21 protein-coding genes are annotated in these 22,049 nt (G+C 75.6%); 12 read left to right on the plus strand and 9 right to left on the minus strand.

Annotation, left to right across the window (positions count from 1 at the left end; all coding sequences use genetic code 11):
• Nucleotides 1-17: 17 nt before the first annotated feature.
• From trxB to ACI780_RS04640, 5 genes are all read left to right on the plus strand, one after another.
• Nucleotides 18-1,028, plus strand: a complete 1,011-nt coding sequence (trxB, locus tag ACI780_RS04620) for a thioredoxin-disulfide reductase (protein WP_456871193.1) — start codon at nt 18-20, stop codon at nt 1,026-1,028.
• A gap of 83 nt (nt 1,029-1,111) precedes the next feature.
• Complete coding sequence (trxA, locus tag ACI780_RS04625) at nt 1,112-1,441, plus strand: thioredoxin (RefSeq protein ID WP_089405465.1); 330 nt, start codon at nt 1,112-1,114, stop codon at nt 1,439-1,441.
• A gap of 144 nt (nt 1,442-1,585) precedes the next feature.
• Nucleotides 1,586-2,731, plus strand: a complete 1,146-nt coding sequence (locus ACI780_RS04630; protein ID WP_456871192.1) for an N-acetylmuramoyl-L-alanine amidase — start codon at nt 1,586-1,588, stop codon at nt 2,729-2,731.
• Between the two features lie 205 nt (nt 2,732-2,936).
• A complete protein-coding gene (locus ACI780_RS04635) occupies nt 2,937-4,346 on the plus strand; it encodes an aminotransferase-like domain-containing protein (protein WP_456871191.1) in 1,410 nt (469 codons plus the stop codon).
• Nucleotides 4,343-5,338, plus strand: a complete 996-nt coding sequence (locus ACI780_RS04640) for a D-alanine--D-alanine ligase family protein (RefSeq protein ID WP_456871190.1) — start codon at nt 4,343-4,345, stop codon at nt 5,336-5,338. Before ACI780_RS04635 ends, ACI780_RS04640 begins: the two co-directional genes overlap by 4 nt.
• 71 nt (nt 5,339-5,409) lie before the next feature.
• On the opposite strand, the gene ACI780_RS04645 is transcribed toward ACI780_RS04640, so the two are convergent.
• The 8 genes from ACI780_RS04645 to rpmH form a co-directional block, all read right to left on the minus strand.
• Entirely contained in the window at nt 5,410-6,462 is a 1,053-nt protein-coding gene (locus tag ACI780_RS04645; RefSeq protein ID WP_456871189.1) for a ParB/RepB/Spo0J family partition protein, read from the minus strand.
• On the minus strand, nt 6,459-7,568 hold the full coding sequence (locus tag ACI780_RS04650) for a ParA family protein (RefSeq protein WP_457001096.1): 1,110 nt from the start codon (nt 7,566-7,568) through the stop codon (nt 6,459-6,461). Before ACI780_RS04650 ends, ACI780_RS04645 begins: the two co-directional genes overlap by 4 nt.
• Before the next feature lie 108 nt (nt 7,569-7,676).
• On the minus strand, nt 7,677-8,333 hold the full coding sequence (gene rsmG / locus ACI780_RS04655; protein WP_457001098.1) for a 16S rRNA (guanine(527)-N(7))-methyltransferase RsmG: 657 nt from the start codon (nt 8,331-8,333) through the stop codon (nt 7,677-7,679).
• Nucleotides 8,330-8,980, minus strand: a complete 651-nt coding sequence (locus ACI780_RS04660; RefSeq protein ID WP_457001100.1) for a Jag family protein — start codon at nt 8,978-8,980, stop codon at nt 8,330-8,332. The genes rsmG and ACI780_RS04660 overlap by 4 nt, the downstream gene beginning before the upstream one ends.
• Before the next feature lie 125 nt (nt 8,981-9,105).
• Nucleotides 9,106-10,287: a membrane protein insertase YidC gene (gene yidC / locus ACI780_RS04665; protein ID WP_457001102.1), complete on the minus strand. Its 1,182-nt coding sequence runs from the start codon at nt 10,285-10,287 to the stop codon at nt 9,106-9,108.
• Nucleotides 10,280-10,666: a membrane protein insertion efficiency factor YidD gene (gene yidD / locus ACI780_RS04670; protein WP_456871184.1), complete on the minus strand. Its 387-nt coding sequence runs from the start codon at nt 10,664-10,666 to the stop codon at nt 10,280-10,282. Before yidD ends, yidC begins: the two co-directional genes overlap by 8 nt.
• 23 nt (nt 10,667-10,689) lie before the next feature.
• Nucleotides 10,690-11,103, minus strand: a complete 414-nt coding sequence (gene rnpA, locus ACI780_RS04675) for a ribonuclease P protein component (RefSeq protein ID WP_456871183.1) — start codon at nt 11,101-11,103, stop codon at nt 10,690-10,692.
• A gap of 1 nt (nt 11,104) precedes the next feature.
• Nucleotides 11,105-11,242 carry a 50S ribosomal protein L34 gene (rpmH, locus tag ACI780_RS04680; RefSeq protein ID WP_040338882.1) on the minus strand — a complete coding sequence of 46 codons (138 nt, stop codon included), beginning with the start codon at nt 11,240-11,242 and terminating at the stop codon, nt 11,105-11,107.
• 679 nt (nt 11,243-11,921) lie between these two features.
• Here rpmH and dnaA point away from each other — a divergent pair.
• The 7 genes from dnaA to ACI780_RS04715 all read left to right on the plus strand — a co-directional run bounded on the left by dnaA (nt 11,922) and on the right by ACI780_RS04715 (nt 21,270).
• Nucleotides 11,922-13,805: a chromosomal replication initiator protein DnaA gene (gene dnaA, locus ACI780_RS04685; RefSeq protein ID WP_456871182.1), complete on the plus strand. Its 1,884-nt coding sequence runs from the start codon at nt 11,922-11,924 to the stop codon at nt 13,803-13,805.
• 884 nt (nt 13,806-14,689) lie between these two features.
• A complete protein-coding gene (gene dnaN, locus ACI780_RS04690) occupies nt 14,690-15,874 on the plus strand; it encodes a DNA polymerase III subunit beta (RefSeq protein ID WP_456871181.1) in 1,185 nt (394 codons plus the stop codon).
• A gap of 109 nt (nt 15,875-15,983) precedes the next feature.
• Nucleotides 15,984-16,916, plus strand: coding sequence for a phosphogluconate dehydrogenase (NAD(+)-dependent, decarboxylating) (gene gnd, locus ACI780_RS04695; RefSeq protein WP_457001106.1), 933 nt, complete (start codon nt 15,984-15,986; stop codon nt 16,914-16,916).
• 90 nt (nt 16,917-17,006) lie between these two features.
• Nucleotides 17,007-18,170, plus strand: a complete 1,164-nt coding sequence (recF, locus tag ACI780_RS04700; RefSeq protein WP_457001108.1) for a DNA replication/repair protein RecF — start codon at nt 17,007-17,009, stop codon at nt 18,168-18,170.
• Complete coding sequence (locus ACI780_RS04705) at nt 18,167-18,667, plus strand: DUF721 domain-containing protein (RefSeq protein ID WP_089405451.1); 501 nt, start codon at nt 18,167-18,169, stop codon at nt 18,665-18,667. The genes recF and ACI780_RS04705 overlap by 4 nt, the downstream gene beginning before the upstream one ends.
• Nucleotides 18,668-18,680: 13 nt before the next feature.
• Nucleotides 18,681-19,490, plus strand: coding sequence for a hypothetical protein (locus tag ACI780_RS04710; RefSeq protein ID WP_457001110.1), 810 nt, complete (start codon nt 18,681-18,683; stop codon nt 19,488-19,490).
• A 7-nt stretch (nt 19,491-19,497) separates the two neighbouring features.
• Nucleotides 19,498-21,270, plus strand: coding sequence for an ABC transporter ATP-binding protein (locus ACI780_RS04715; RefSeq protein WP_457001112.1), 1,773 nt, complete (start codon nt 19,498-19,500; stop codon nt 21,268-21,270).
• 111 nt (nt 21,271-21,381) lie between these two features.
• Here the strand turns inward: ACI780_RS04715 and ACI780_RS04720 are convergent, their stop codons facing one another.
• Nucleotides 21,382-22,047, minus strand: a complete 666-nt coding sequence (locus ACI780_RS04720) for a prepilin peptidase (RefSeq protein WP_457001114.1) — start codon at nt 22,045-22,047, stop codon at nt 21,382-21,384.
• Between the last annotated feature and the right edge of the window lie 2 nt (nt 22,048-22,049).

Here is a 22,049-nt window from a genome sequence, read left to right on the forward strand (position 1 = left end):
CGGGCGTTGTGCCGCGCGTGACCGATCCCCAGCCGACCCCCGGCCCCGCCACCACCACCGAGATCACCACGCCGGTGATCCCGCCGGCGGAGCACGACGGGGTCCGTGACCTGATCATCATCGGCTCCGGCCCGGCCGGTTACACCGCGGCGGTCTACGCCGCGCGCGCGAACCTGCACCCGCTGGTCTTCGAGGGCTCCCAGTTCGGCGGCGCCCTGATGACGACCACCGAGGTCGAGAACTTCCCGGGCTTCCCCGAGGGCGTCCAGGGCCCGCAGCTGATGGACGACATGCGCACCCAGGCCGAGCGCTTCGGCGCCGAGCTCGTGGCCCGCGACGTCACCGAGGTCGACCTCACCGCCACCCCGAAGATCGTGAAGGTCGGCGACGAGGTGCACCGGGCGCACGCGGTCATCGTGGCCACCGGGTCGAAGTACCGGTACCTGGGCCTGGACAACGAGCAGCGCCTCCTCGGCCGCGGCGTGTCCGCCTGTGCCACCTGTGACGGCTTCTTCTTCCGCGACCAGGACATCGTCGTCGTCGGCGGCGGTGACTCGGCGATGGAGGAGGCCACCTTCCTCACCCGCTTCGCCAAGTCGGTGACCGTCGTCCACCGCCGCCAGGAGCTGCGCGCCTCGAAGATCATGCAGAAGCGCGCGCAGGACAACGACAAGATCCAGTGGCAGCTCGGCAAGCAGGTCACCGACGTCCTGGGCGAGCAGACCGTCTCCGGCGTGCAGCTCACCGACGTGGCCACCGGCACCACCGAGGAGGTCCCGGTGTCCGGCGTGTTCGTGGCCATCGGCCACGACCCGCGCAGCGAGCTGTTCGTCGGCCAGCTCAAGCTCGACGACGAGGGCTACATCCAGGTCGAGCACCCCACCACCCGCACCAACATCGACGGCGTCTTCGCCTGCGGTGACGTGGTCGACCACGTGTACCGCCAGGCGATCACCTCGGCCGGCACCGGCGCCTCGGCGGCCATCGACGCCGAGCGCTGGCTGGCCGAGACCTTCGACGAGCGCTGAACCGGGCATACCCCACGGCACTCCGGGGTTCTCCACCCCGGAGGCCCACCCCAGACCTCGACAGACCGAGAGGGAGAACGACCATGGCAGGCAACACCGTGACGGTCACCGACGCGACCTTCGCCAACGAGGTGCTGGGCAGCGACAAGCCCGTCCTCGTCGACTTCTGGGCGGAGTGGTGCGGACCGTGCAAGATGGTCGCCCCCGTGCTGGAGGAGATCGCCAAGGAGCACGGCGAGAAGCTCACGATCGCCAAGCTCAACATCGACGAGAACCCGCAGATCGCCCGCGACTACCAGGTCATGTCGATCCCGACGATGACCGTCTTCCAGGGCGGCAAGCCGGTCAAGAGCATCATCGGCGCCAAGCCCAAGGGCGCGATCCTCTCCGACCTCGCCGACTACATCCGCTGACACCGGCCCCCGCGGAGGGGCCGTTCCAGTGCGTCGCCGGGCCCGTTCCTCCACCCGGAGGAGCGGGCCCTCGTCGTCGCACGGCACGCGCGCGGGGACCCCGCCGGGCCGGACGGTGTCGCGCACGGGACAATCGTGCGCACGATGGGTAGCGAGAGCAGCATGCAGCCGCTGGGTCCGGGCAGCAGCGGGCCTGCGGTGTCCGACGTCCAGTCCGCCCTGCGCAGCCTCGGCCTGCTGGAGCCCGGCGGTGCCGGCCCGTCGGCCGGCCCCGAGGTCTACGACCGGGCCACCGAGCTCGCCGTGCGCCACTTCCAGCAGGTCCGCGGGCTGTCGGTCGACGGCCGGGTGGGCGAGGAGACCTACCGCGCGCTGTCGGAGGCGCGCTGGTCGCTGGGCGACCGGCTGCTGCACCACGACCCCGAGCGGCCGGTGCGCGGCGACGACGTCACGGGCCTGCAGGAGCGCCTCCTCGAGCTCGGCTACGACGCCGGCCCCGCCGACGGCATCTTCGGCCGCGAGACCGAGGAGGGGCTGCGGGCGTTCCAGCGCGACTACGGCCTGTCCGCCGACGGCACCTGCGGCCCGGCGACCCTGCGGGCGCTGCGCCAGCTCGGCCGCAAGGTCACCGGCGGGCGCCCCCAGCTGCTGCGGCAGAGCGCGAGCCTGGTCGACAGCGGCCCGCACCTGATCGGCCGGCGGATCGTCGTCGACCCCGGCCACGGCGGCACCGACCCCGGCTTCACCGCCGGGGAGACCACCGAGGCCGACCTGGTCCTCGACCTGGCCCGCCGGATCGAGGGCCGGCTGGCCGCCGCCGGCGCCACGGTCTACCTGACCCGCGGCCGCGACCAGGACCCCACGCCCGAGCAGCGGACCGCGTTCGCCAACGACGCCCGCGCCGATCTGTTCATCTCGCTGCACATGGACGCGCACGGCTCCGAGCACGCCCGCGGGGTGGCCAGCTACTACTACGGCACCGGCTCGGGGACGTCGTCGACGGTGGGGGAGCGGTTCGCCGACCTCGCCCGCCGCGAGGTCGTGGCCCGCACCGGCATGCTCGACCTCGGCGGGCACCCCAAGACCTGGGACCTGCTGCGCTGGACCCGCATGCCCGCCGTCCGGCTCGACTGCGGCTACCTGTCCCACCCCGTCGACCGGCTGCTGCTGCTCGACGCCCGGCTGCGCGGCACGGTGGCCTCCGCCGTCCTGGCCGCCGTCCAGCGGCTCGTCCTGCCCGCCGACGCCGACCCGCCGACCGGCACGTTCGTGCTGCCCCAGCGGGCGTAGCGGGGTCCGCCACGATCAGGTGACCTGATCGTGGCGCGTCCTACCCGACGGTGGGACGTGCGGGAGGACGCGCTGCGGGAAGGGAGGACGGCAGCCGGCCCCGACGGCGGTGCCCGTGGGGTGGGTGGGACGGCGAGGGGCGGACGGGTCCGTCTCACCGGCCGTGTCGACCGGCCCCCGGCAGGCGCCTCCCTACACTCGGTCCGTGGCCTCCACCCCGCCGTCGCACGGCCAGCCGCACCGCACCCCGCCGCAGCAGCACGGGCACGTGATCCCCCGCCACCCGCGGCTGGACCCGCTGGCCGACCGGTACGCAGCCCGCACGCACGGCATGAAGAGCTCGGAGATCCGTGCCCTCTTCTCCGTCGTCAGCCGGCCCGAGGTGGTGTCGCTGGCCGGCGGCATGCCCGCGGTCACCGCACTCCCGCTCGACGCCGTCGGCTCGATGATCGGCGAGCTGGTCAGCGGCATGGGCGCGCAGACCCTGCAGTACGGCTCCGGCCAGGGCGACCCCCGGCTGCGGGAGCGGATCTGCGACGTCATGGCGCTCGAGGGCATCACCGACGCCTCGCCCAGCGACGTCGTGGTCACCGTCGGCTCCCAGCAGGGTCTGGACCTGGTCACCCGCGTGTTCGTCGACCCCGGCGACGTCGTCCTCGCCGAGGGTCCGTCCTACGTCGGCGCGCTCGGCGTCTTCCAGGCCGCCGAGGCCCGGGTGCGGCACGTGCCCATGGACGACGACGGGCTGATCCCCGAGGCGCTGGAGCAGGCGCTGCTGGAGTGCCGCGCCAACGGCGACCGGGTGAAGTTCCTCTACACGGTGCCCAACTACCACAACCCGGCCGGCGTCACGCTGTCCGAGCCGCGGCGCCAGGCGATCGTCGACATCGCCGACCGCTACGACCTGCTGGTCATCGAGGACAACCCCTACGGCCTGCTCGGCTTCGACCACGAGCCGCACCGCGCGCTGCGCGCCCGCAACGCCCAGCGGGTCGTCTACCTCGGCTCGTTCTCCAAGACCTTCTCCCCGGGCCTGCGGGTCGGCTGGGTCCTCGCGCCGCTCGCCGTTCGCGAGAAGCTGGTGCTGGCCACCGAGGCGCAGGTGCTCTGCCCGCCGTCGCTGACGCAGTACGCCGTCGCCCGCTACCTCGACACCCAGCCCTGGCGCGAGCAGATCAAGCTGTTCACCGAGCTCTACCGCGAGCGCCGCGACGCCACGCTGGAGTCGCTGGACGCGCTCATGCCCCCGGGCACCACCTGGACCCGCCCCGACGGCGGCTTCTACGTGTGGCTGAAGCTGCCGCACGGCCTGGACAGCAAGCTCATGCAGCCCCGGGCGGTGGGCGCGCACGTCGCCTACGTCCCCGGCATCGGCTTCTACGCCGACGGCTCGGGCCGCGAGTTCATGCGGTTGTCCTACTGCTACCCCGAGCCCGACCAGATCCGCGAGGGCGTGCGCCGGCTGGCCCGGGTCATCGAGGCCGAGCTGGACCTGCACTCCACCTTCGACGCCGTCGACACCGGGACCTTCCGCGCCGTCGGCCGACCCGGGACCGCTCCCGGCACCATCGTCGGGCCCGCCAGCAGCGACCGGATCGAGGACACGCACCCGTGACCGAGCCCGCCGCTCCCGCCGTCCCGACCGCGACCTCCGAGGAGACCCCCCTGCGCGCCGTCGTCCTGGCCGGTGGCCTGACCTTCGAGCGCGAGGTCAGCCTGTCCTCGGGCACCCAGGTGGTCGAGGAGCTGGCCCGCGTCGGGGTGGAGGCCGAGCTGCGCGACGCCGACGCCGAGCTGCTGCCGGGCCTGGCCGCCGCCCCCGCCGACGCCGTCTTCATCGCCCTGCACGGCGCCACCGGGGAGGACGGCGCCCTGCGCGCGGTCCTCGACCTGGCCGGCGTCCCCTACGTCGGCTCCCCGGCCGCGGCCTGCCGGCTGGCCTGGGACAAGCCGGCCGCCAAGTCGGTCGTGCGCGGCGCCGGCCTGCCGACGCCGGACTGGGTGGCGCTGCCGCACAGCACCTTCCGCGAGCTGGGCGCCGGCGCGGTGCTCGACCTCATCGTGGCCCGCCTCGGGCTGCCGCTGATGGTCAAGCCGGCCTCCGGTGGCTCCGCGCTGGGCGCGCAGAAGGTCACCCGGGTCGAGGACCTGCCCGCCGCGATGGTCAGCTGCTTCGCCTACGGCGACACGGTGCTCGTGGAGCGGTTCGTCGACGGCGTCGAGGTGGCGCTGTCGGTGGTCGACCTCGGCGAGGGCCCCCGGGCGCTGCCGGCGGTGGAGATCGCGCCGGAGTCCGGCGTCTTCGACTACACCGCCCGCTACACCCCCGGGCTCACCGAGTACCACGCGCCGGCCCGGCTGGCCGACGACGTCGCCGCCCGTGCGGCCGACCTCGCGGTGCGGGTGCACGAGGCGCTGGGCCTGGCCGACCTCTCCCGCACCGACGCGATCGTCGCCCCGGACGGCGAGGTGCACTTCCTGGAGGTGAACGTCTCCCCGGGGCTGACCGAGACGTCGATGTTCCCGATGGCCGTCGAGGCCGCCGGGCACGACCTCGGCGAGGTCCTCTCCGAGCTGCTCACCCGCCGGGCGGGCACTCCCCGCTGAACGACGCCGGAGGCCCGGTTTCCGCTGTGACGGAAACCGGGCCTCTGTCGTGTTCTGCCGACTACGGCGGGTCAGGACTCCTCGCGGCGTCCGGCCACGTCGGGGGCCATCTGGCCGATGATGCGCTGCAGGTCGTCGACGGAGCCGAACTCGACCACGATGCGGCCCTTGGCCCGGCCGATCTGGATCTTGACCTTCGTCTCGAAGACGTCGGAGAGCCGGCCGGCGAGGTCCTCGACCCCCGGCGCGCTGATCCGGCGGGCGCGGCGGCGGGAGGCCGGCTGCTCGGCCGCGGCGAGCGCGACCGCCTCCTCGGTGGCCCGGACCGACAGCCCCTCGGCGACGATCCGGGTGGCCAGCGCATCCTGGGCCTCGGCGTCGTCGAGCCCCAGCAGCGCTCGCGCGTGACCGGCGGAGATGACCCCGGCGGCGACCCGCGTCTGCACCTTCACCGGCAGCTTGAGCAGCCGGATCGTGTTGGTGACCTGCGAGCGGCTGCGGCCGATCCGCTGCGCCAGCTCCTCGTGGGTGGCGCCGAACTCCTCGAGCAGCTGCTGGTAGGCCGCGGCCTCCTCCAGCGGGTTGAGCTGGACCCGGTGGATGTTCTCCAGCAGGGCGTCGCGCAGCAGGGCGTCGTCCTCGGTCTCGCGGACGATCGCCGGCACGGTCTCCAGCCCCGCGGCCCGGGCGGCCCGCAGCCGCCGCTCGCCCATGATGAGCTCGTAGCGGCCCTCCGCGCCCTCGCGGACGACGACCGGCTGCAGCAGCCCGAACTCGCGCACCGAGTGGGTGAGCTCCTCGAGCGCCTCGTCGTCGAACACCTGCCGGGGCTGGCGGGGGTTGGGGACGACGTCGCCCACCGCCACCTCGCGCAGCTGCGCCCCGGGGACGCCGACGGCCGCCGCACCGGACGACACGGCCTGCGCGGCGACCGTGGCGGCGGCCTGCGCGGCCGGGGGCAGCAGCGTCACCGGGGCGGGCGTCCCGCCCGTCTCAGCGGCCTCGGGCGTCTCGGGCGCGGCGACCGGTGCGTCGGTCTCGGGCAGGGGCGGCTGCTCCACCGGCGGGGCGCTGGTGGGGATGAGCGCAGCCAGACCCCGGCCGAGGCCGCCACGCTTGCTCATCGGGTCTCCTCGTCGACGGAGGTGGGAACGGGCACGACGGCGGCGTCGGCGCCGGGGACGGCCCGCGGCACCGGCCCGGTGGCAGGCCGGACCACCGGCATCGGCGCGGTCGCCGGCGGCGGGGGAGGCGGAGTCCTCATCGGCCGAGGGTCGGACTCCGGCACCAGGTGCACGCCCCGCTCGGCGAGCTCCCGGGCGGCCTCCACGTAGCTGGTCGAGCCCCGCGAGCCGGGGTCGTAGGTGAGCACGGACTGGCCGTACCCCGGCGCCTCCGACACCCGGACGTTGCGCGGGATCACCGTGGCCAGCACCAGGTCACCGAAGTGGCTGCGGACCTCCTCGGCGACCTGGTCGGCGAGCTTGGTCCGGGCGTCGTACATCGTCAGCAGGATGGTGCGCACGGCGATCCCCGGGTTGAGGTGCGCGCGCACCAGCTCGATGTTGTTGAGCAGCTGGCCCAGCCCCTCCAGCGCGTAGTACTCGCACTGGATCGGGATGAGCACCTCGTCGCCGGCCACCAGCGCGTTGAGGGTGAGCAGGCCCAGCGACGGCGGGCAGTCGATGAGCACGTAGTGCGGCCGCTGCTCCTCGGGCAGGGCGTGGATGTAGCCCTCGATCGCGCGGCGCAGCCGGTACTCGCGGGCGACGACGGAGACCAGCTCGATCTCCGCGCCGGCCAGGTCGATCGTCGCCGGGACGCACCGCAGGTTGGGGCTCGCCGTCGTCGGGTGGACGACGTCGGCCAGGGAGCTGTCGCCGACGAGGGCGTCGTAGATCGACGGCGTCCCGACCGTGTGCTCGACCCCGAGGGCGGTGCTCGTGTTGCCCTGCGGGTCGAGGTCGATGACCAGGGCCCGCAGGCCGTAGAGGGCGAGCGCGACGCCGAGGTTGACCGTCGAGGTGGTCTTGCCGACGCCGCCCTTCTGGTTGGCGACGGTGATGACCCGGATCCGGCCGGGTGCGGGGAAGGGCTCCTGGTCGGCGGCGTGCAGCACCCGGGTGGCCCGCAGCGCCTCCATGGCGATGGGACTGTCGAACTCCGGTGCGGCGCCGGCTGCCGAGTCGGCGGCGAGGCTGCTGCGCAGCCGCTGGCCCGGGTCGGTCATCGCAGGTCCTCCCTGCCGACCCGTTTCACGTGGAACGGGTCGGGTAGTCGTGCTCGGGTTCCACGTGGAACGACGTGCCGTGGAACGGGTCCCGCCTGCTCCGCAGCCTCAGCGCGGGCCACGCGTCATCACCACCACGGTAGTGGCAGCCTCCCCGAGGTCGGCGCCGACAGCCCGGGCGTGTACGTCCCGCATCCCCGCCGCGTGCAGCTCCGGGAGCATCGCGGGCAGCTCCTCGACGGCGCGGGCCCCGACCAGGGCGACCAGCCGGGCCCCGGGCCTCAGCAGGCCGCGGCACCAGCCGACCAGCCGGGGGAGGGCGGCCACCGCCCGTGCCGTGACGACGTCGACCGGCCCGACGGCGGTGACGACCGAGCGCTCCTCGGCGCGGCCGCGCACGACCCGCCAGCCGACGCCGAGCTCGGCGACGACCTCCTCGAGGAACTCCACGCGGCGGGCCATCGGCTCGACCAGCGTCAGCCGCAGGTCGGGCCGGGCCAGCGCCAGCGGTATCCCGGGCAGGCCGGCGCCGCTGCCGACGTCGACCACCCGGGCGTCGGCCGGGACCGCCTCGGCCACCGCGGCGCTGTTGAGCACGTGCCGCTCCCACAGCCGCGGCACCTCCCGCGGGCCGATGAGCCCGCGGGTGACGCCGTCGGAGGCCAGGCGGGCGACGTAGCGCTCGGCGTCGGGCAGCGCCGCCCCGAACACCGCGGCCGCGACCTCCGGGTCGGGTGGGACGGGCGGGACGGGTGCGTCGCTCACCGCTCCGGCAGGACCACGATGCGCCGGTTGGGCTCCTCGCCCTCCGACTCGCTGCGGACGCCGGCGACACCGGCGATGACGTCGTGGACGACCTTGCGCTCGAACGGGTTCATCGGCGCCAGCCGCTCGGCCTGCCCGCTCTCGGCCACCCGCTCGGCGGCCTCGGCGGCCATGGCGGTCAGGGAGGCGCGGCGGCGGGCGCGGTAGCCGCCGATGTCGAGCATCAACCGGCTGCGCACGCCGGTGGACTGCGCCACGGCCAGCCGGGTGAGCTCCTGCAGCGCCTCGAGCACCGCGCCGTCGGAGCCCACGAGGTCGTCGAGCTCGCCGCCGACGATGGCCACCGAGGCCCGGTCGCCCTCCACGTCGAGGTCGATGTCGCCGTCGACGTCGAGGATGTCGAGCAGGCGCTCGAGGTAGTCGCCGGCCACGTCGCCCTCGCGGACCAGCAGCTCGGTGCCGCCGCTGCGGCCGCCCGTGACGGCCACCTCGTCAGCCGGCTCGAGGGTCGCGTCGGCGCCGGTCTCGTCGGTGTCGGGGAGGTCGGCGGGCCCGTCCGGCACGCCGGTCGCGGGGCTGAGGACCGCGCCGGAGGTGGCCTCGGCGGTCGCGGCGGTGTCGGTGGCGGGGGAGTGCGGAACGCTCACGGAGGAACCTCCAGTCGGTGGGGGCAGCCGGGCGGACCCGGTGGTCGGGGAGCCGGCCGGCGCCGTCGGGGAACGGCGGGCACGGGCCGGCGGGGGCGTCCGGGGCGGGGCCGCCGGACGCGGGCTCAGCGGCGCTTGCGCTTGCCGCCGGTGCCGGCGGGGCGGCCGTGCGGCGCGCGGGGAGCCGGGCGGGGGCCCTTGCCGGCGCCGCGTGCGCCCTTGGCACCGGCCGCGGTGCTGCCCGCGGCGGTCGCACCGCCGCCGGGGGAGCCGCTGCCGGGGGTGCCGTCGGCCGGGGGAGCGTCGGCCGGTCCCGCGGTGGTCGGCTCCACGGTGGCACCGTCCGCGCCGTTCCCGCCGCCGTCCACGGCCGGGGTGCCGTCACCGCCCTTGGTGAGGGCGACCCCCGGGGTGGCCGGGCGGCCGCCCTTGGGAGTGCGGACCGGCTTGGCGCCGGGCTTCGGAGCCAGGGTCTTCGGGTCGACGACGGGCTTCTCGGCGGCGGCCTTGGCCTGGGCGGCGGGGGAGCCGGGCGGGGGCATCCTGCGCAGGATGAAGAACTGCTGACCGAGGGTCCACAGGTTGTTGGTCATCCAGTAGAGCAGGACGCCGATCGGGAAGAAGAAGCCGGTGACGAAGAGGCTGACCGGCATGCCGTAGAGCAGCAGCTTCTGCACCATGGCGGCCTGGCCCTCGACCGGGCCGGAGCGCTTCATGATCTGCTTCTGCGTGACGTAGGTGGTCACGCACATGATCACCATGAGGGTCAGCGCGACGGCGCGGATGCCGCCCTGGGTGACCCCGGGGATGGCGAGGACGGCGTCGGCCTTGTCCCCGGTCATGGTGAACGACGCGGAGATGGGGGCGACCCCGAACAGCTTGGCCGAGGCCGCCTGCTGGGTGAGCTCGTAGCTCCAGCTGTAGAGCCCCTGGGCGCCGGGCTGCAGGCGGCGCAGCACGTGGAACAGCGAGAGGAAGACCGGGATCTGCGGCAGGATCGGCAGGCAGCCGGCCAGCGGGTTGACCCCGCGCTCCTTCTGCAGCTGCATCATCGCCTGGCTGAAGCCCTGCCGGTCGGCCCCGTACTGCTTGCGCAGCTTCTGGATCTCCGGCTGGATCTCCTGCATCGCCCGCTGGCTCTTGATCTGCTTGACGAACAGCGGGAACAGGATCAGGCGCACGGTGACGACGAGGAACACGATCGACAGCGCCCAGGTGAGGCCGCCGGCCGGGTCGAGGAACGTCGAGAACACCGAGTGCCACGTCTTCATGACGAAGGCGATCGCGGTGTACAGCCAGTCAAGCAACGCCAGCCTCCTGCTGCGGGGACCGGCGGTCAGCCGGCGGGGTCTCGGGGGCGGGACGACGCGCGACGTCGGCGGCGGCTCCCGAGGAGGGTGCCGCTGTCATCGACGTGCGGCCGTCGCCGCCGGTTCCGGGGGTGGTGCGCCCGGGTCGGGGCGCCGGGACGGGGTCGAAGCCCCCGGGGTGCCAGGGCGCGCACTTGAGCAGCCGCCGCAGCGCCAGCCAGGACCCGCGGCCGGCGCCGTGCACGGCGACCGCCTCGGCGGCGTAGGCGCTGCAGGTGGGTGCGAAGCGGCAGCGCGGTGGCAGGGCCGGGCTGATCGCCCGGGAGTAGAAGCCGATGGAGGCCAGCAGCGCGCGGGCGAGCGGGCCCCGGCGCACGGGCCCCTCCGGCGGGCGGGCGCTCACGACCGGGTCCGCTCGGCGAGCAGCCGGTCCAGGCCTGCGGCGAGGTCGCGGCGCAGCGTCTGCCACGAGGCCGTCCCGGCCTCGGGCCGGGCGCGGACCACCAGGTCGGCGGTGGCCGGCAGCCGGGGCAGCTCCTCGCGGACAGCCGCGCGCAGCCGCCGGGTCACGCGGTGGCGGACCACGGAGTTGCCGACCGCCCGGCCGACCACGAACCCGGCGCGGGGCCCGGGTGCGGCCGTCCCGACCGCTGCGGCGGCGTCCCCGGACACGTCGAGACCCCCGGCCGGGGAGACCGGGGGTCGGACGGGGAGGTAGTGGAGCACCATGGTCGGCCGACCGGCACGCCGGCCCGACCGGACGACCGCGGTGAACTCCGGACGCCGGCGCAGGCGGGCCTGCGCGGGCAGCACCTCAGGCGGAGAGCTTCTCGCGACCCTTGCGGCGACGGCCGGCGAGGATCGCGCGGCCCGCGCGGGTGCGCATCCGCAGCCGGAAGCCGTGGGTCTTCGACCGGCGGCGGTTGTTCGGCTGGAAGGTGCGCTTGCTCACGGGGTACTCCTACGGCAGGACGTCGGCGGTGCGGGCCCGCCGGGGGGCAGGCACGCGGCGGGGCACGGTCGGATCGGCGCGATCCGCGTACCGGGCCCCGGTGGCGGGCTCCGCGCGGCTCCGCCCTCCACGGGAGGACGGGCGCACGGACTCCGCCCATCATAACCAGGGGCCGGGCCGATCCCGCCGCCGGCGCGGGCCGGATCCCCACGGGCACCCCGCGGAGCCGCCCCGGCCGGGCCGACCCGCCAGGCTGCACCGGCCGGGCGGACGGATGGTGTCGGCGCGCCGACGGTCGAGGGACGACACGCCGAACGACACGCGCACCGCGCGCCCCACCGGCACCCCGGCGTCGTTGCCGGGCTGTGGACGGGGCTGTTAGCGTCGCCCCCGCTCTGGACCGGGCAGCCCTGTCCGGTCCGCGAGCCGACCATCCGGTCGACCGACCGCCGTCCGCCCCGAGCCGTCTCCCGACCTCCCTCCCGACCAGCGACGACGCCGGTACCGACCCGCACCCGCGAGTCGACAAGGCGCCGTGTCGCCGGTCGTGCACAGCCTGTGGACACTCGTGTGGAACCCGTGTGTCCGGATGTCCACAACCGGGCAGCCGCGGCGCCGGGACCCGGGGGCGCGCGGAGGTCGGTTCCGGGGACGAGAACAGCTTGGGGAGGACACGGTCATGGCCGATGCCACGGTTGACCTGGCGGAGGTCTGGGACTCGGTCCGCGGACGGCTGTCGACCAGCCTGACCCGGCAGCAGAACGCGATGCTCAACCTCACCCGGCCGGTGGGTCTGGTGGGGGGCACCGCGGTGCTCGCCGCCCCCAACGAGTTCACCCAGACCGTGCTGGAGTCCCGCATGCGCCGGGTGCTGGCCGAGGCGCTGTCCGAGCAGCTCGGCCGCGACATCGGCGTCGCGATCCAGCTGGAGGACAGCCCGGCCGACGCCGGCCAGGAGCCCCCGCCCCCCACCCGCCGGCCGTGGACGCCGCCGGCCGACGAGCTCACCGACGAGGACCGCGAGCGCGAGGACGACGGCCGCAGCGCCTTCGGGGTGCGCAGCGACGCCCGCCCGCTGGAGCGCTCCCCGTTCGACGGCCCCGCGTTCGACCCCGCCGACGCCCCGCGCGGGGGGCGCGACGGCGAGCGGTACGGCGAGGAGCCCTACGGCGCCCCCCGGACCGGGGACCCCTACGGCGGCCGCTACGAGCCGGCGCGGGCCGACGGCCGGCCCTCGCCCGAGGCGCCGTTCGAGCCGTACCCGCCGGTCGCCGCACCCGGCGGGGAGCCCGCCGACGGCGCGGGGGAGTGGGGCGGCAGCGACTGGAGCCCCGCGGTCCGCCCGCGCGGCTCCGGCCGGCGGCGCGGCGTGCGCCCGGGCGAGGGCGCCGAGGTGCTGCCCTTCGACCTCGGCGACGACGGCGCGGACACCGCACCCGACGAGGCCGAGGCGGCCCCGCGCCGCCCGGGCACCCGCGGCGGCGGGGCGGTGCCGCTGTTCGGCGACCGCCGCCCGCCGGTCGGTCAGGACCCGGGGCTCAACCCCAAGTACGTCTTCGACAGTTTCGTCATCGGCAACAGCAACCGGTTCGCCCACGCGGCGGCGGTGGCGGTGGCCGAGGCCCCGGCACGGGCCTACAACCCGCTGTTCGTCTACGGCGACTCCGGGCTGGGCAAGACCCACCTGCTGCACGCCATCGGCCACTACGCGGCGCGGATGTTCCCCAACGTGCGGGTGCGCTACGTCAGCACCGAGGAGTTCACCAACGAGTTCATCAACCTGGTGCACTCCGGGCGGGCCGAGGACTTCCGCCGGCGTTACCGGGACATCGACTTCCTGCTCATCGACGACATCCAGTTCCTGGAGCGCGCCGAGCGGACGCAGGAGGAGTTCTTCCACACCTTCAACACGCTCCACAACGCCAGCAAGCAGATCGTCATCACCTCCGACCGGGCGCCGAAGAAGCTGACGACGCTGGAGGACCGGCTGCGCACGCGGTTCGAGTGGGGTCTGATCACCGACGTCCAGGCCCCGGACCTGGAGACCCGCATCGCCATCCTCCGGAAGAAGGCCTACGGCGAGCGCCTGCAGGTGCCCGACCCGGTGCTGGAGTTCATCGCCAGCAAGGTGCAGACCAACATCCGCGAGCTCGAGGGCGCCCTCATCCGGGTGACCGCCTTCGCCAGCCTCAACAAGCAGCAGGTCGACCTGCCGCTGGCCGAGCTGGTGCTCAAGGACCTCATCAGCGACGAGCAGGGCCCGCAGATCACCGCGGCGATCATCATGGCGGCGACCGCGGAGTACTTCTCCGTGACGATGGAGGAGCTGCAGGGCTCCAACCGCAGCCGCACGCTGGTCAACGCCCGCCAGATCGCGATGTACCTGTGCCGGGAGCTGACCGAGCTGTCGCTGCCGCGCATCGGCGCCTCCTTCGGCGGCAAGGACCACACCACGGTCATGCACGCCGTCAAGAAGATCACCAACCTGATGAGCGAGCGCCGGGCGACGTACACGCAGGTCACCGAGCTGACCGCCCGCATCAAGAGCCGCGCCCGCCAGTAGCGCCGGCGCCCCGCCGTCGCCCGGCGTCCTCGCCTCCCGCTCCTCCGGCCGCCGTCCCCGCGCACCCCGCGGTGGACGGCGGCCGTCGGCTGTCCACAAGCCGACGGCGGTGTGGACGGGTCGCCGTGCCGCGGCGGACCGCGGTTTCGCGGCCGGTCACCTGCCTCGCGGCTGTCGACACGTCGAGGAGTTGTCCCCAGGGATGTGCACACCCTGGGGAGATCGTGATCAGGGTGTGACCGCGGGTGCCGGTCCCGCCGCGTCACGCCGTGTCGTCCCCAGGTCACTCCCCAGCGTGTGAACCCAGCCGGAACACGGCCCCGACCTGCGCGTTCGGACTCCCGCCGCGCCGCCGTCCCCACCCCCGGGCAGGGTCCCGGGGCCGCCTCGCGGCCGTCCGGAGCGGGCACGCGGCCCGGGGTGGGCACGGACTGGGGACATCCCGGGGGAGGGCCGGGGACAGCGCGTGGACGACGGGGGGTGGCTGTGCACGGCCGTCGAGATGTCCACGTGTCGACAACAGCGGAACGCCGGTTGCCCACACCGAGCCAACATGTCGACTCGGGCGCTGACCTGCACGAAGGGCCTCGATCCCCAGCTTCAACACCAGTGATGACGGAGATGAGGGATGTATCTCGGGGAGTCCTTGAACCCCAGTAGGGCTGGGGACGCTCCGGCCCGGGGGCCCGGGGGAGCGGCAGCAGGGACGACGACGGCACGGGAGAGGAGCAGGCTGGAGGGACGGGAGGGAACGCCTGATCGGGTCCCGGCTTCCCCCCTGTCGGCCCCGACGGGCACGATGACCCCGCAGGAAGCGGCAGAGCACCACCCCCGGCCCGCACGGACGCCGGGGACCGCGGGTGCGCAGACGACAGCAGTGGACCGTGCAGAGCTGGGGTGGGTCGGTCATGGAGTTCCGGGTGACACGCGAGGTGCTCGCCGATGCCGTCGCGTGGACGGCGCGCAGCCTGCCGCCGCGCCCGTCCGTGCCGGTGCTGGCCGGCATCCTGCTGGAGGTCGACGGCAGCCAGCTGTCGGTGTCCGGCTTCGACTACGAGGTCTCCGCCCGCGCGGAGGTCGACGTGCAGGCCGCCGAGAGCGGGCGGGTGCTCGTCCCGGGGCGGCTGTTGGCCGAGATCACCCGCGCGCTGCCGCCGCACCCGGTCGACATCCGCGCCGAGGGCCCCCGGCTGTCGATCACCTGCGGCAACGCGCGGTTCAGCCTGCCGACGCTGCCGGCCGAGGACTACCCGTCGCTGCCGGCCATGCCGTCGTCGGCCGGCGTCGTCGACAGCGACGTCTTCGCCGAGGCGGTCGGCCAGGTCGCCGTCGCCGCCGGGCGCGACGACACCCTGCCCATGCTCACCGGCGTGCGCCTGGAGATCGAGGACGACCGGGTGACGCTGGCGGCCACCGACCGCTACCGGCTGGCGGTGCGCGAGTTCGCCTGGCGGCCCGAGACCCCCGGGATCTCGGCCGCGGTGCTGGTGCCGGCGCGCACGCTGGCCGACGCCGCGCGCACGCTGACCAGCGGCCCGGAGATCACCGTCTCGCTGTCCTCGGGCGGCTCGGGCGAGGGCATCCTGGGCCTGTCGGGCAAGGACCGGCAGACCACCACCCGGCTGCTCGACGCCGAGTTCGTCAAGTACCGCGCGATCATGCCGTCGGAGTCCAGCGCGAGCGCGACCCTGCCGGTCGTGCAGTTCACCGACGCCGCCAAGCGCGTGGCGCTGGTCGCCGAGCGGGGCACGCCGCTGCGCTGCGAGTTCACCCCCGGCCAGGTCACCCTGCGCGCCGGCGGCAGCGACGACGAGGGCCAGGCCGAGGAGCGCTGCGACGTCGAGTTCGACGGCGACCCGCTGACCATCGGCTTCAACCCGACGTTCCTGCTCGACGGGCTCGCCGCGGTGCACACCGGCCGGGCGCGGATGGACTTCACCAGCCCGCTCAAGCCGGCCGTGCTCTCCGGCGTGGAGGAGCCGGCCGCCGACGACGCCGACGGCGGCCGCCCGGCCGAGCGGCCCGGCAGCTACCGCTACCTGATCATGCCGGTGCGCCTGCCCGGCTAGCGGCGGCGCGAGGTGTCCCCGGCAGCCGACGCGGGCACCGCACAGCCCGCGGGCACCGCACCGTCGCGTGCGCCCGCGCCATGACGACCTGCGAGGGAAGGACGGAGCCGTGCAGCTGGGGCTGATCGGGCTGGGCAAGATGGGCGGCAACATGGCCACGCGGCTGCGCCGCGCGGGTCACGAGGTGGTCGGCTTCGACCACCACCCGGAGAAGCGCGACGTCGACAGCCTCGAGGCGCTCGTCGGCGCGCTGTCGGCGCCGCGGGTGGTGTGGGTGATGGTCCCGGCGGGGGACCCGACCCGGGAGACGGTGCGCCAGCTCGGTGAGCTGCTGGAGCCCGGCGACGTCGTCGTCGACGGCGGGAACTCGAAGTTCACCGACGACAAGGTGCACGCGCAGATGCTCGGGGAGAAGGGCGTCGGCTACGTCGACTGCGGCGTCTCCGGCGGGGTGTGGGGCCTGGAGAACGGCTACGCGCTCATGGTCGGCGGGTCGACGGAGGACGTCGCCAAGGTGCAGCCGGTCTTCGACGCGCTGCGGCCGCCGTCACCGACCGACGAGTCGGGCCAGGAGATGCCCGGCGCGGGCTTCGTGCACGCCGGCCCGGTGGGCGCCGGCCACTACGCGAAGATGGTCCACAACGGCATCGAGTACGCGCTCATGCAGGCCTACGGCGAGGGCTACGAGCTGCTGGCCGCCGTCGACCTGATCGAGGACGTCCCCGGCGTCGTCGCCTCGTGGACGCAGGGCACCGTGATCCGGTCCTGGCTGCTGGACCTGCTGGTCCGCGCGCTGCAGGAGGATCCCGGTCTGGAGAAGATCACCGGGTACGCCAACGACTCCGGCGAGGGCCGCTGGACGGTCCAGGAGGCCATCGACCACGCCGTCCCCATGCCGACGATCGCCGCGTCGCTGTTCGCGCGGTTCGTCTCCCGCCAGGAGGACTCGCCGACCATGAAGGCCGTCGCCGCGCTGCGCCAGCAGTTCGGCGGGCACGCCGTCCACGCGGTCCAGTCGCAGGAGGTCGAGCGCCCCGCATGAGGAAGGACCCCCCTGCCCCCCGCCCCTCGCAGGCTCGCGGCGGGACCCTGCAGGGGGGCCGTTCCAGCACCTCACCACTCGGGGGCTGAGGTGTACGTCCGGCACCTGCAGCTCGTCGACTTCCGCAGCTGGGAGAAGGTCGACCTCGCCCTGCGGCCCGGTCCCACCGTGTTCGTCGGCCGCAACGGCGAGGGCAAGACCAACCTCGTCGAGGCGGTCGGCTACCTCGCGACCCTGGGCAGCCACCGGGTGTCCGGCGACGCGCCGCTGGTCCGGCACGGCGCGGGCCAGGCGGTGGTGCGGGCGGCGCTGCGCCGCGAGGACCGCGAGCTGCTGGTGGAGGTGGAGGTCAACCCGGGCCGGGCCAACCGCGTCCGGGTCAACCGCTCCCCGCTGCCGCGGCCGCGCGAGCTGCTCGGCCTGGTCAAGAGCGTGCTGTTCGCACCCGAGGACCTCGCGCTGGTCCGCGGCGACCCGGCCGAGCGGCGGCGGTTCCTCGACGACCTGCTGGTCAGCCGCACGCCGCGGCTGGCCGGGGTGCGCAGCGACTACGACCGGGTGCTGCGGCAGCGCAACGCCCTGCTCAAGACCGCGCGGCTGGCCCGCGGTGACGCGCTGGCCACGCTCGACGTCTGGGACGCCCACCTGGTCGAGCTCGGCGGGCAGCTGCTGGCCGCCCGCCTGGCGCTGGTGGCCGACCTGGCCCCGCACGTCGCCCGGTCCTACGCCGCCGTCGCCGGGCCGGGTGCCGCGGCCGCCGGCCTCGGCTACGCGAGCACCGTGCCGCTGGCCGGCGACGGCGCCCCGCTGGCCGCCGGGGAGCCGACGCCGCGGGCGGCCGAGCTGTCGGCGGCGCTGCGCGAGCGGATCGCCGAGCGGCGCCGCGAGGAGGTCGACCGCGGCATGACGCTGGTCGGCCCGCACCGCGACGACCTCGTGCTGCACCTGGGGCCCGCGCCGGCCAAGGGGTTCGCCAGCCACGGCGAGTCGTGGTCGCTGGCGCTGGCCCTCAAGCTCGGCTGCTTCGCGCTGCTGCGCGCCGACGGCGAGGAGCCGGTGCTCGTCCTCGACGACGTCTTCGCCACCCTCGACGCCGGCCGGCGGGCCGCCCTGGCCGACGTCGCCCGCTCCGCCGAGCAGACCCTCATCACCGCCGCGGTCCTCGACGACGTGCCCGGGGAGCTGCGCGGCGCGCGGGTGGAGGTCGGCGCGGGCACGGCCGTCCTGGTGGCCGACGAGGAGGGACCCGAGTGAGCGACGAGCGGCCCGCACGGCCCAGCGACATCGCCCGCGCCGCGCTGGAGGCGGCCCGCGCGGCCTCGGCGGCGCGCCCGGCGCCCACCCGCCGCCGGGTGGCCGGCCCGCGGCGGAACTGGACCGGCCCGCGCCCGGGCGACGACGACCCGCAGCCGCTGGCCCGGCTGGTCGACTCGTTGGTCAGCGCGCAGGACTGGACCGAGAACACCCGCGTCGGCGCGGTGTTCGGCCGCTGGTCGGCGCTGGTCGGCCCCGACATCGCGGCGCACTGCCGGCCCGAGACCCTCACCGAGGGCGAGTTGCTCGTCGTCGCCGAGTCCACGGCGTGGGCCACCCAGCTGCGGCTGCTCGCCCCCACGATCCTGGCCCGGCTGCGCGCCTCGGTCGGCGGGGACGTGGTGACCCGGTTGCGCGTTGTCGGACCGACGGCCCCGAGCTGGAAGAAGGGCCCGCGGTCGGTCCGCGGACGGGGCCCCCGCGACACGTACGGATGAGGACGGTGCCCCGATGAGCAGCCCGCGCGACGACCGGCCGCACGACGACGACCCCCGCGACGACGACTCCCGCGACGACGACCCCCGCGACCGCGGCGGCTGGCAGGAGCCGGCCCACCTCGGCGACGGCGAGCCCGGCGGCCCGCGGGACGGTGAGCGCGAGCCGGCCGCCGGCCCGGGACCGGTGACCTGGGCGCCGCCCGCCCGCCGCCCGCGCACCCCCGGCGTCGTCGAGCAGGTGTTCCGCTACCAGGGCGACCCCGTCGGCGCGCAGGGCTGGGCGCTGCAGCAGGGCTGGGAGATCTCCGACGGGACCGCACCGCAGGACGCCGTCCTCGCCGAGCTGGTGGCCACCGCCCCGGTGCGGGCGACCCGGGACCACCGCCCCGCCGGGGTGATGCGCGGCCGCGCCGGCACCCTCGAGCTCGTCGCGTTCGACGTCGTCTTCGTCGACAAGCGGACGACGGTGCCCGAGTACGCGGTCACCGCGGCGCCGGTGCTGCTGCCGCTGCCCCCGCTGCGCCTCTCGCCGGCCCGGTTCTGGCGGCACCGCACCGGCGGCCTGCTGCACGTCCCGAGCGGCGACCCCGCCTTCGACGCCCGGTGGGTGCTGCTGGCCGCGGAGGACGGCCCGGGCGTGCGGCGGCTGGTCGAGGACGCGACGGTGCGCGGCCTGCTGATGGGCAGCGACGACGGCGACGAGTTCTGGACCGCGGCCGGCCACCTCGCCGCCGTCCGCCCCGACGGCCAGCGTCCCGAGCTCATCGAGCACCACGCCCGGCTGCTGGGCGCGATGGTGGCCGCGCTCGCCGGCGTCTTCTGATCGCTCCGTGACCACTCCCGGGACCGCTGCCGAGCAGGCGCCGGCCGCGGGGCTGCGCGAGCTGCTGCCGCTGGTCCGCCCGCACCGCCGGCCGCTGCTGCTGGCGGCGGGGCTGTCCCTGGTGGGCGCGGCGGCGGCGCTGGCCCAGCCGGCGCTCACCGGCCGGGTCATCTCCGCCGTCGGTGCCGGTGACCCGCTCCTGCCCGTCGTCTCGCTGCTCCTGCTGGTGCTCGTCGCCGGGGCGGTGCTCAGCGCGGTCCAGTCCTACCTGCTGCAGCGCACGGGGGAGGGCGTCGTCCTCTCCACCCGCCGGACGGTCGCCGACCGGCTGCTGCGGCTGCCGGTGGCCGAGTACGACCGCCGCCGCACCGGCGACCTGATGTCCCGGGTCGGCGCGGACACCACGCTGCTGCGGGCCACGGTCACCTCCGGCGTCATCGAGGTGGCCGGCTCGGCGGTGGTCGCCGTCGGCGCGCTGGTGGCGATGGCCCTGGTCGACGTCTGGCTGCTGCTGGTGACCGTCACCGCCGTCGCCGTCGGCATGACCGTCGTGGTGGCCAGCAGCCGGCGGGTGCGCGCGCTGTCGCGCCGGGCGCAGGACGAGGTCGGCGCGATGACGGCGGCCGTGGAGCGCGCGCTGTCGGCGGTGCGCACCATCCGCGCCAGCGGCGCGACCGCGCGGGAGGTCGACGCCGTCGGGGTCAGCGCGCAGCGGGCCTACCGCGCCGGCGTGGCGGTGGCCCGGGTGCAGGCGCTCGTGCAGCCCGCGGGCTCGATCGCCGTCCAGGGCGCGTTCCTCGCCGTGCTGGGGCTGGGCGGCTACCGGGTGGCCACCGGCTCGATCGCCGTCGCCGACCTGGTGGCGTTCATCCTCTACCTGTTCCTGCTGGTGATGCCGCTGGGCCAGGCGGTCTCGGCGTGGACGCAGCTGCAGACCGGGCTGGGCGCGCTGGCCCGCATCCAGGAGGTGCTCGTCCTCGAGCCCGAGCGCGACGACGTCCCCGAGGCCGGCGGCGCGGCCACGACGGCGCCCCGGGTGCCGGCGACCGGGGTCCCGCTGCTCGAGCTCGACGGCGTCTCGTTCAGCTACCCCGACGGCACCCGGGTGCTCGACGGGGTCTCCCTCACCGTGCCGGCGGGCAGCCGGGTCGCGCTGGTCGGGCCCTCGGGCGCCGGCAAGTCGACGGTGCTGGCGCTGGTCGAGGGCTTCTACCCGCTGACCGGTGGCGCGATCCGGTGGGCCGGCACGGACGTCCGCGAGCTGCCGCGGGCGGCGCTGCGCGCGCAGCTGGGCTACGTCGAGCAGGAGGCGCCGGTGCTGGCCGGCACGGTGCGGGAGAACCTGCTGCTGGCCGCGCCGCACGCCGCCGACGACGAGCTGTGGGCGGTGCTCGCCGACGTCGGCCTGACCGGTGTGGTGCAGCGCTCCCCGCGCGGCCTGGACGTGCCGGTCGGCGACGAGGGCGTGCTGCTGTCCGGCGGCGAGCGGCAGCGGCTGGCCATCGCCCGGTCGCTGCTGGCCCGCCCGGCGCTGCTGCTGCTCGACGAGCCGACCGCCAGCCTCGACGCCCGCAACGAGGGGCTGCTGCGCGAGACGCTCGCCGCCGCGGCCGCCGACCGGGCGCTGCTGGTGGTCGCCCACCGGCTGTCGACCGTGCTCGACAGCGACCAGATCGTGGTGCTCGACGGCGGCCGCGTGGTCGCGCGCGGCACCCACGACGAGCTGGTGGAGAACAGCCCGCTCTACCGCGAGCTCGCCTCCGCCCAGCTCCTGGTGTGAGGGGGTGCACGATCAGGTGACCTGATCGTGGGGCGTCCTCCCGCACGTCCCACCGTGCGGGAGGACGCCCGGGGATCAGGGACCCTCATCGTGGCGCACGCAGGGCCCCGCTCAGCCGACCGGGCCCTCCAGCAGCAGGGCGAGCACCGCACCCAGCAGCAGCGGCGGGCCGAACGGCAGCGCGGTGCGCCAGCCCGCACGCCCGGTGGCCACCAGCAGCAGCGAGACCGCGGCGCCGGCGAGCAGGCCGAGGAACACCCCCGCCAGCAGCACACCCCACCCGGCCCAGCCGAGCAGCAGGCCCAGCAGCGCGAGCAGCTTGACGTCGCCGAGCCCGAGGCCCGCCGGGCCGGCCAGCGCGGCGAGCAGCGCGACGCCCCCGGCCGCGGCGGCGGCCAGCAGCGCCCGCAGCAGCGCCGGCCAGGTGCCCAGCAGCGCGGCGTCGGCGAGCAGGGCCGCGACGGCGACCCCGGCGGCCGGGTAGGTGACCCGGTCGGGCAGCCGGTGCACCGCGAGGTCGACCTGCGCGAGGACGACGGCGGCGCCGGCGGCCCAGGCGAGCCCGACGGTGGCCGGCCGGGCGCCGGTGAGCAGCACCGCGCCGCAGAGCAGGACGGCGAGGACGGCGGCCGAGGCGAGCGCGCGGGCCGGCGTGGCGCCGGCGGCGGGGTCGCCGGCGGCCAGCCGGACGGCGGTGCGGGCCAGCAGCGGGCCGGCGACGGCGGCGGTCAGCAGCGCGAGCGCGAGCAAGAGCTCGCGCGGGAGCACGTCGTCCACCC

It is taken from the genome of Geodermatophilus sp. SYSU D00814, assembly GCF_054050055.1.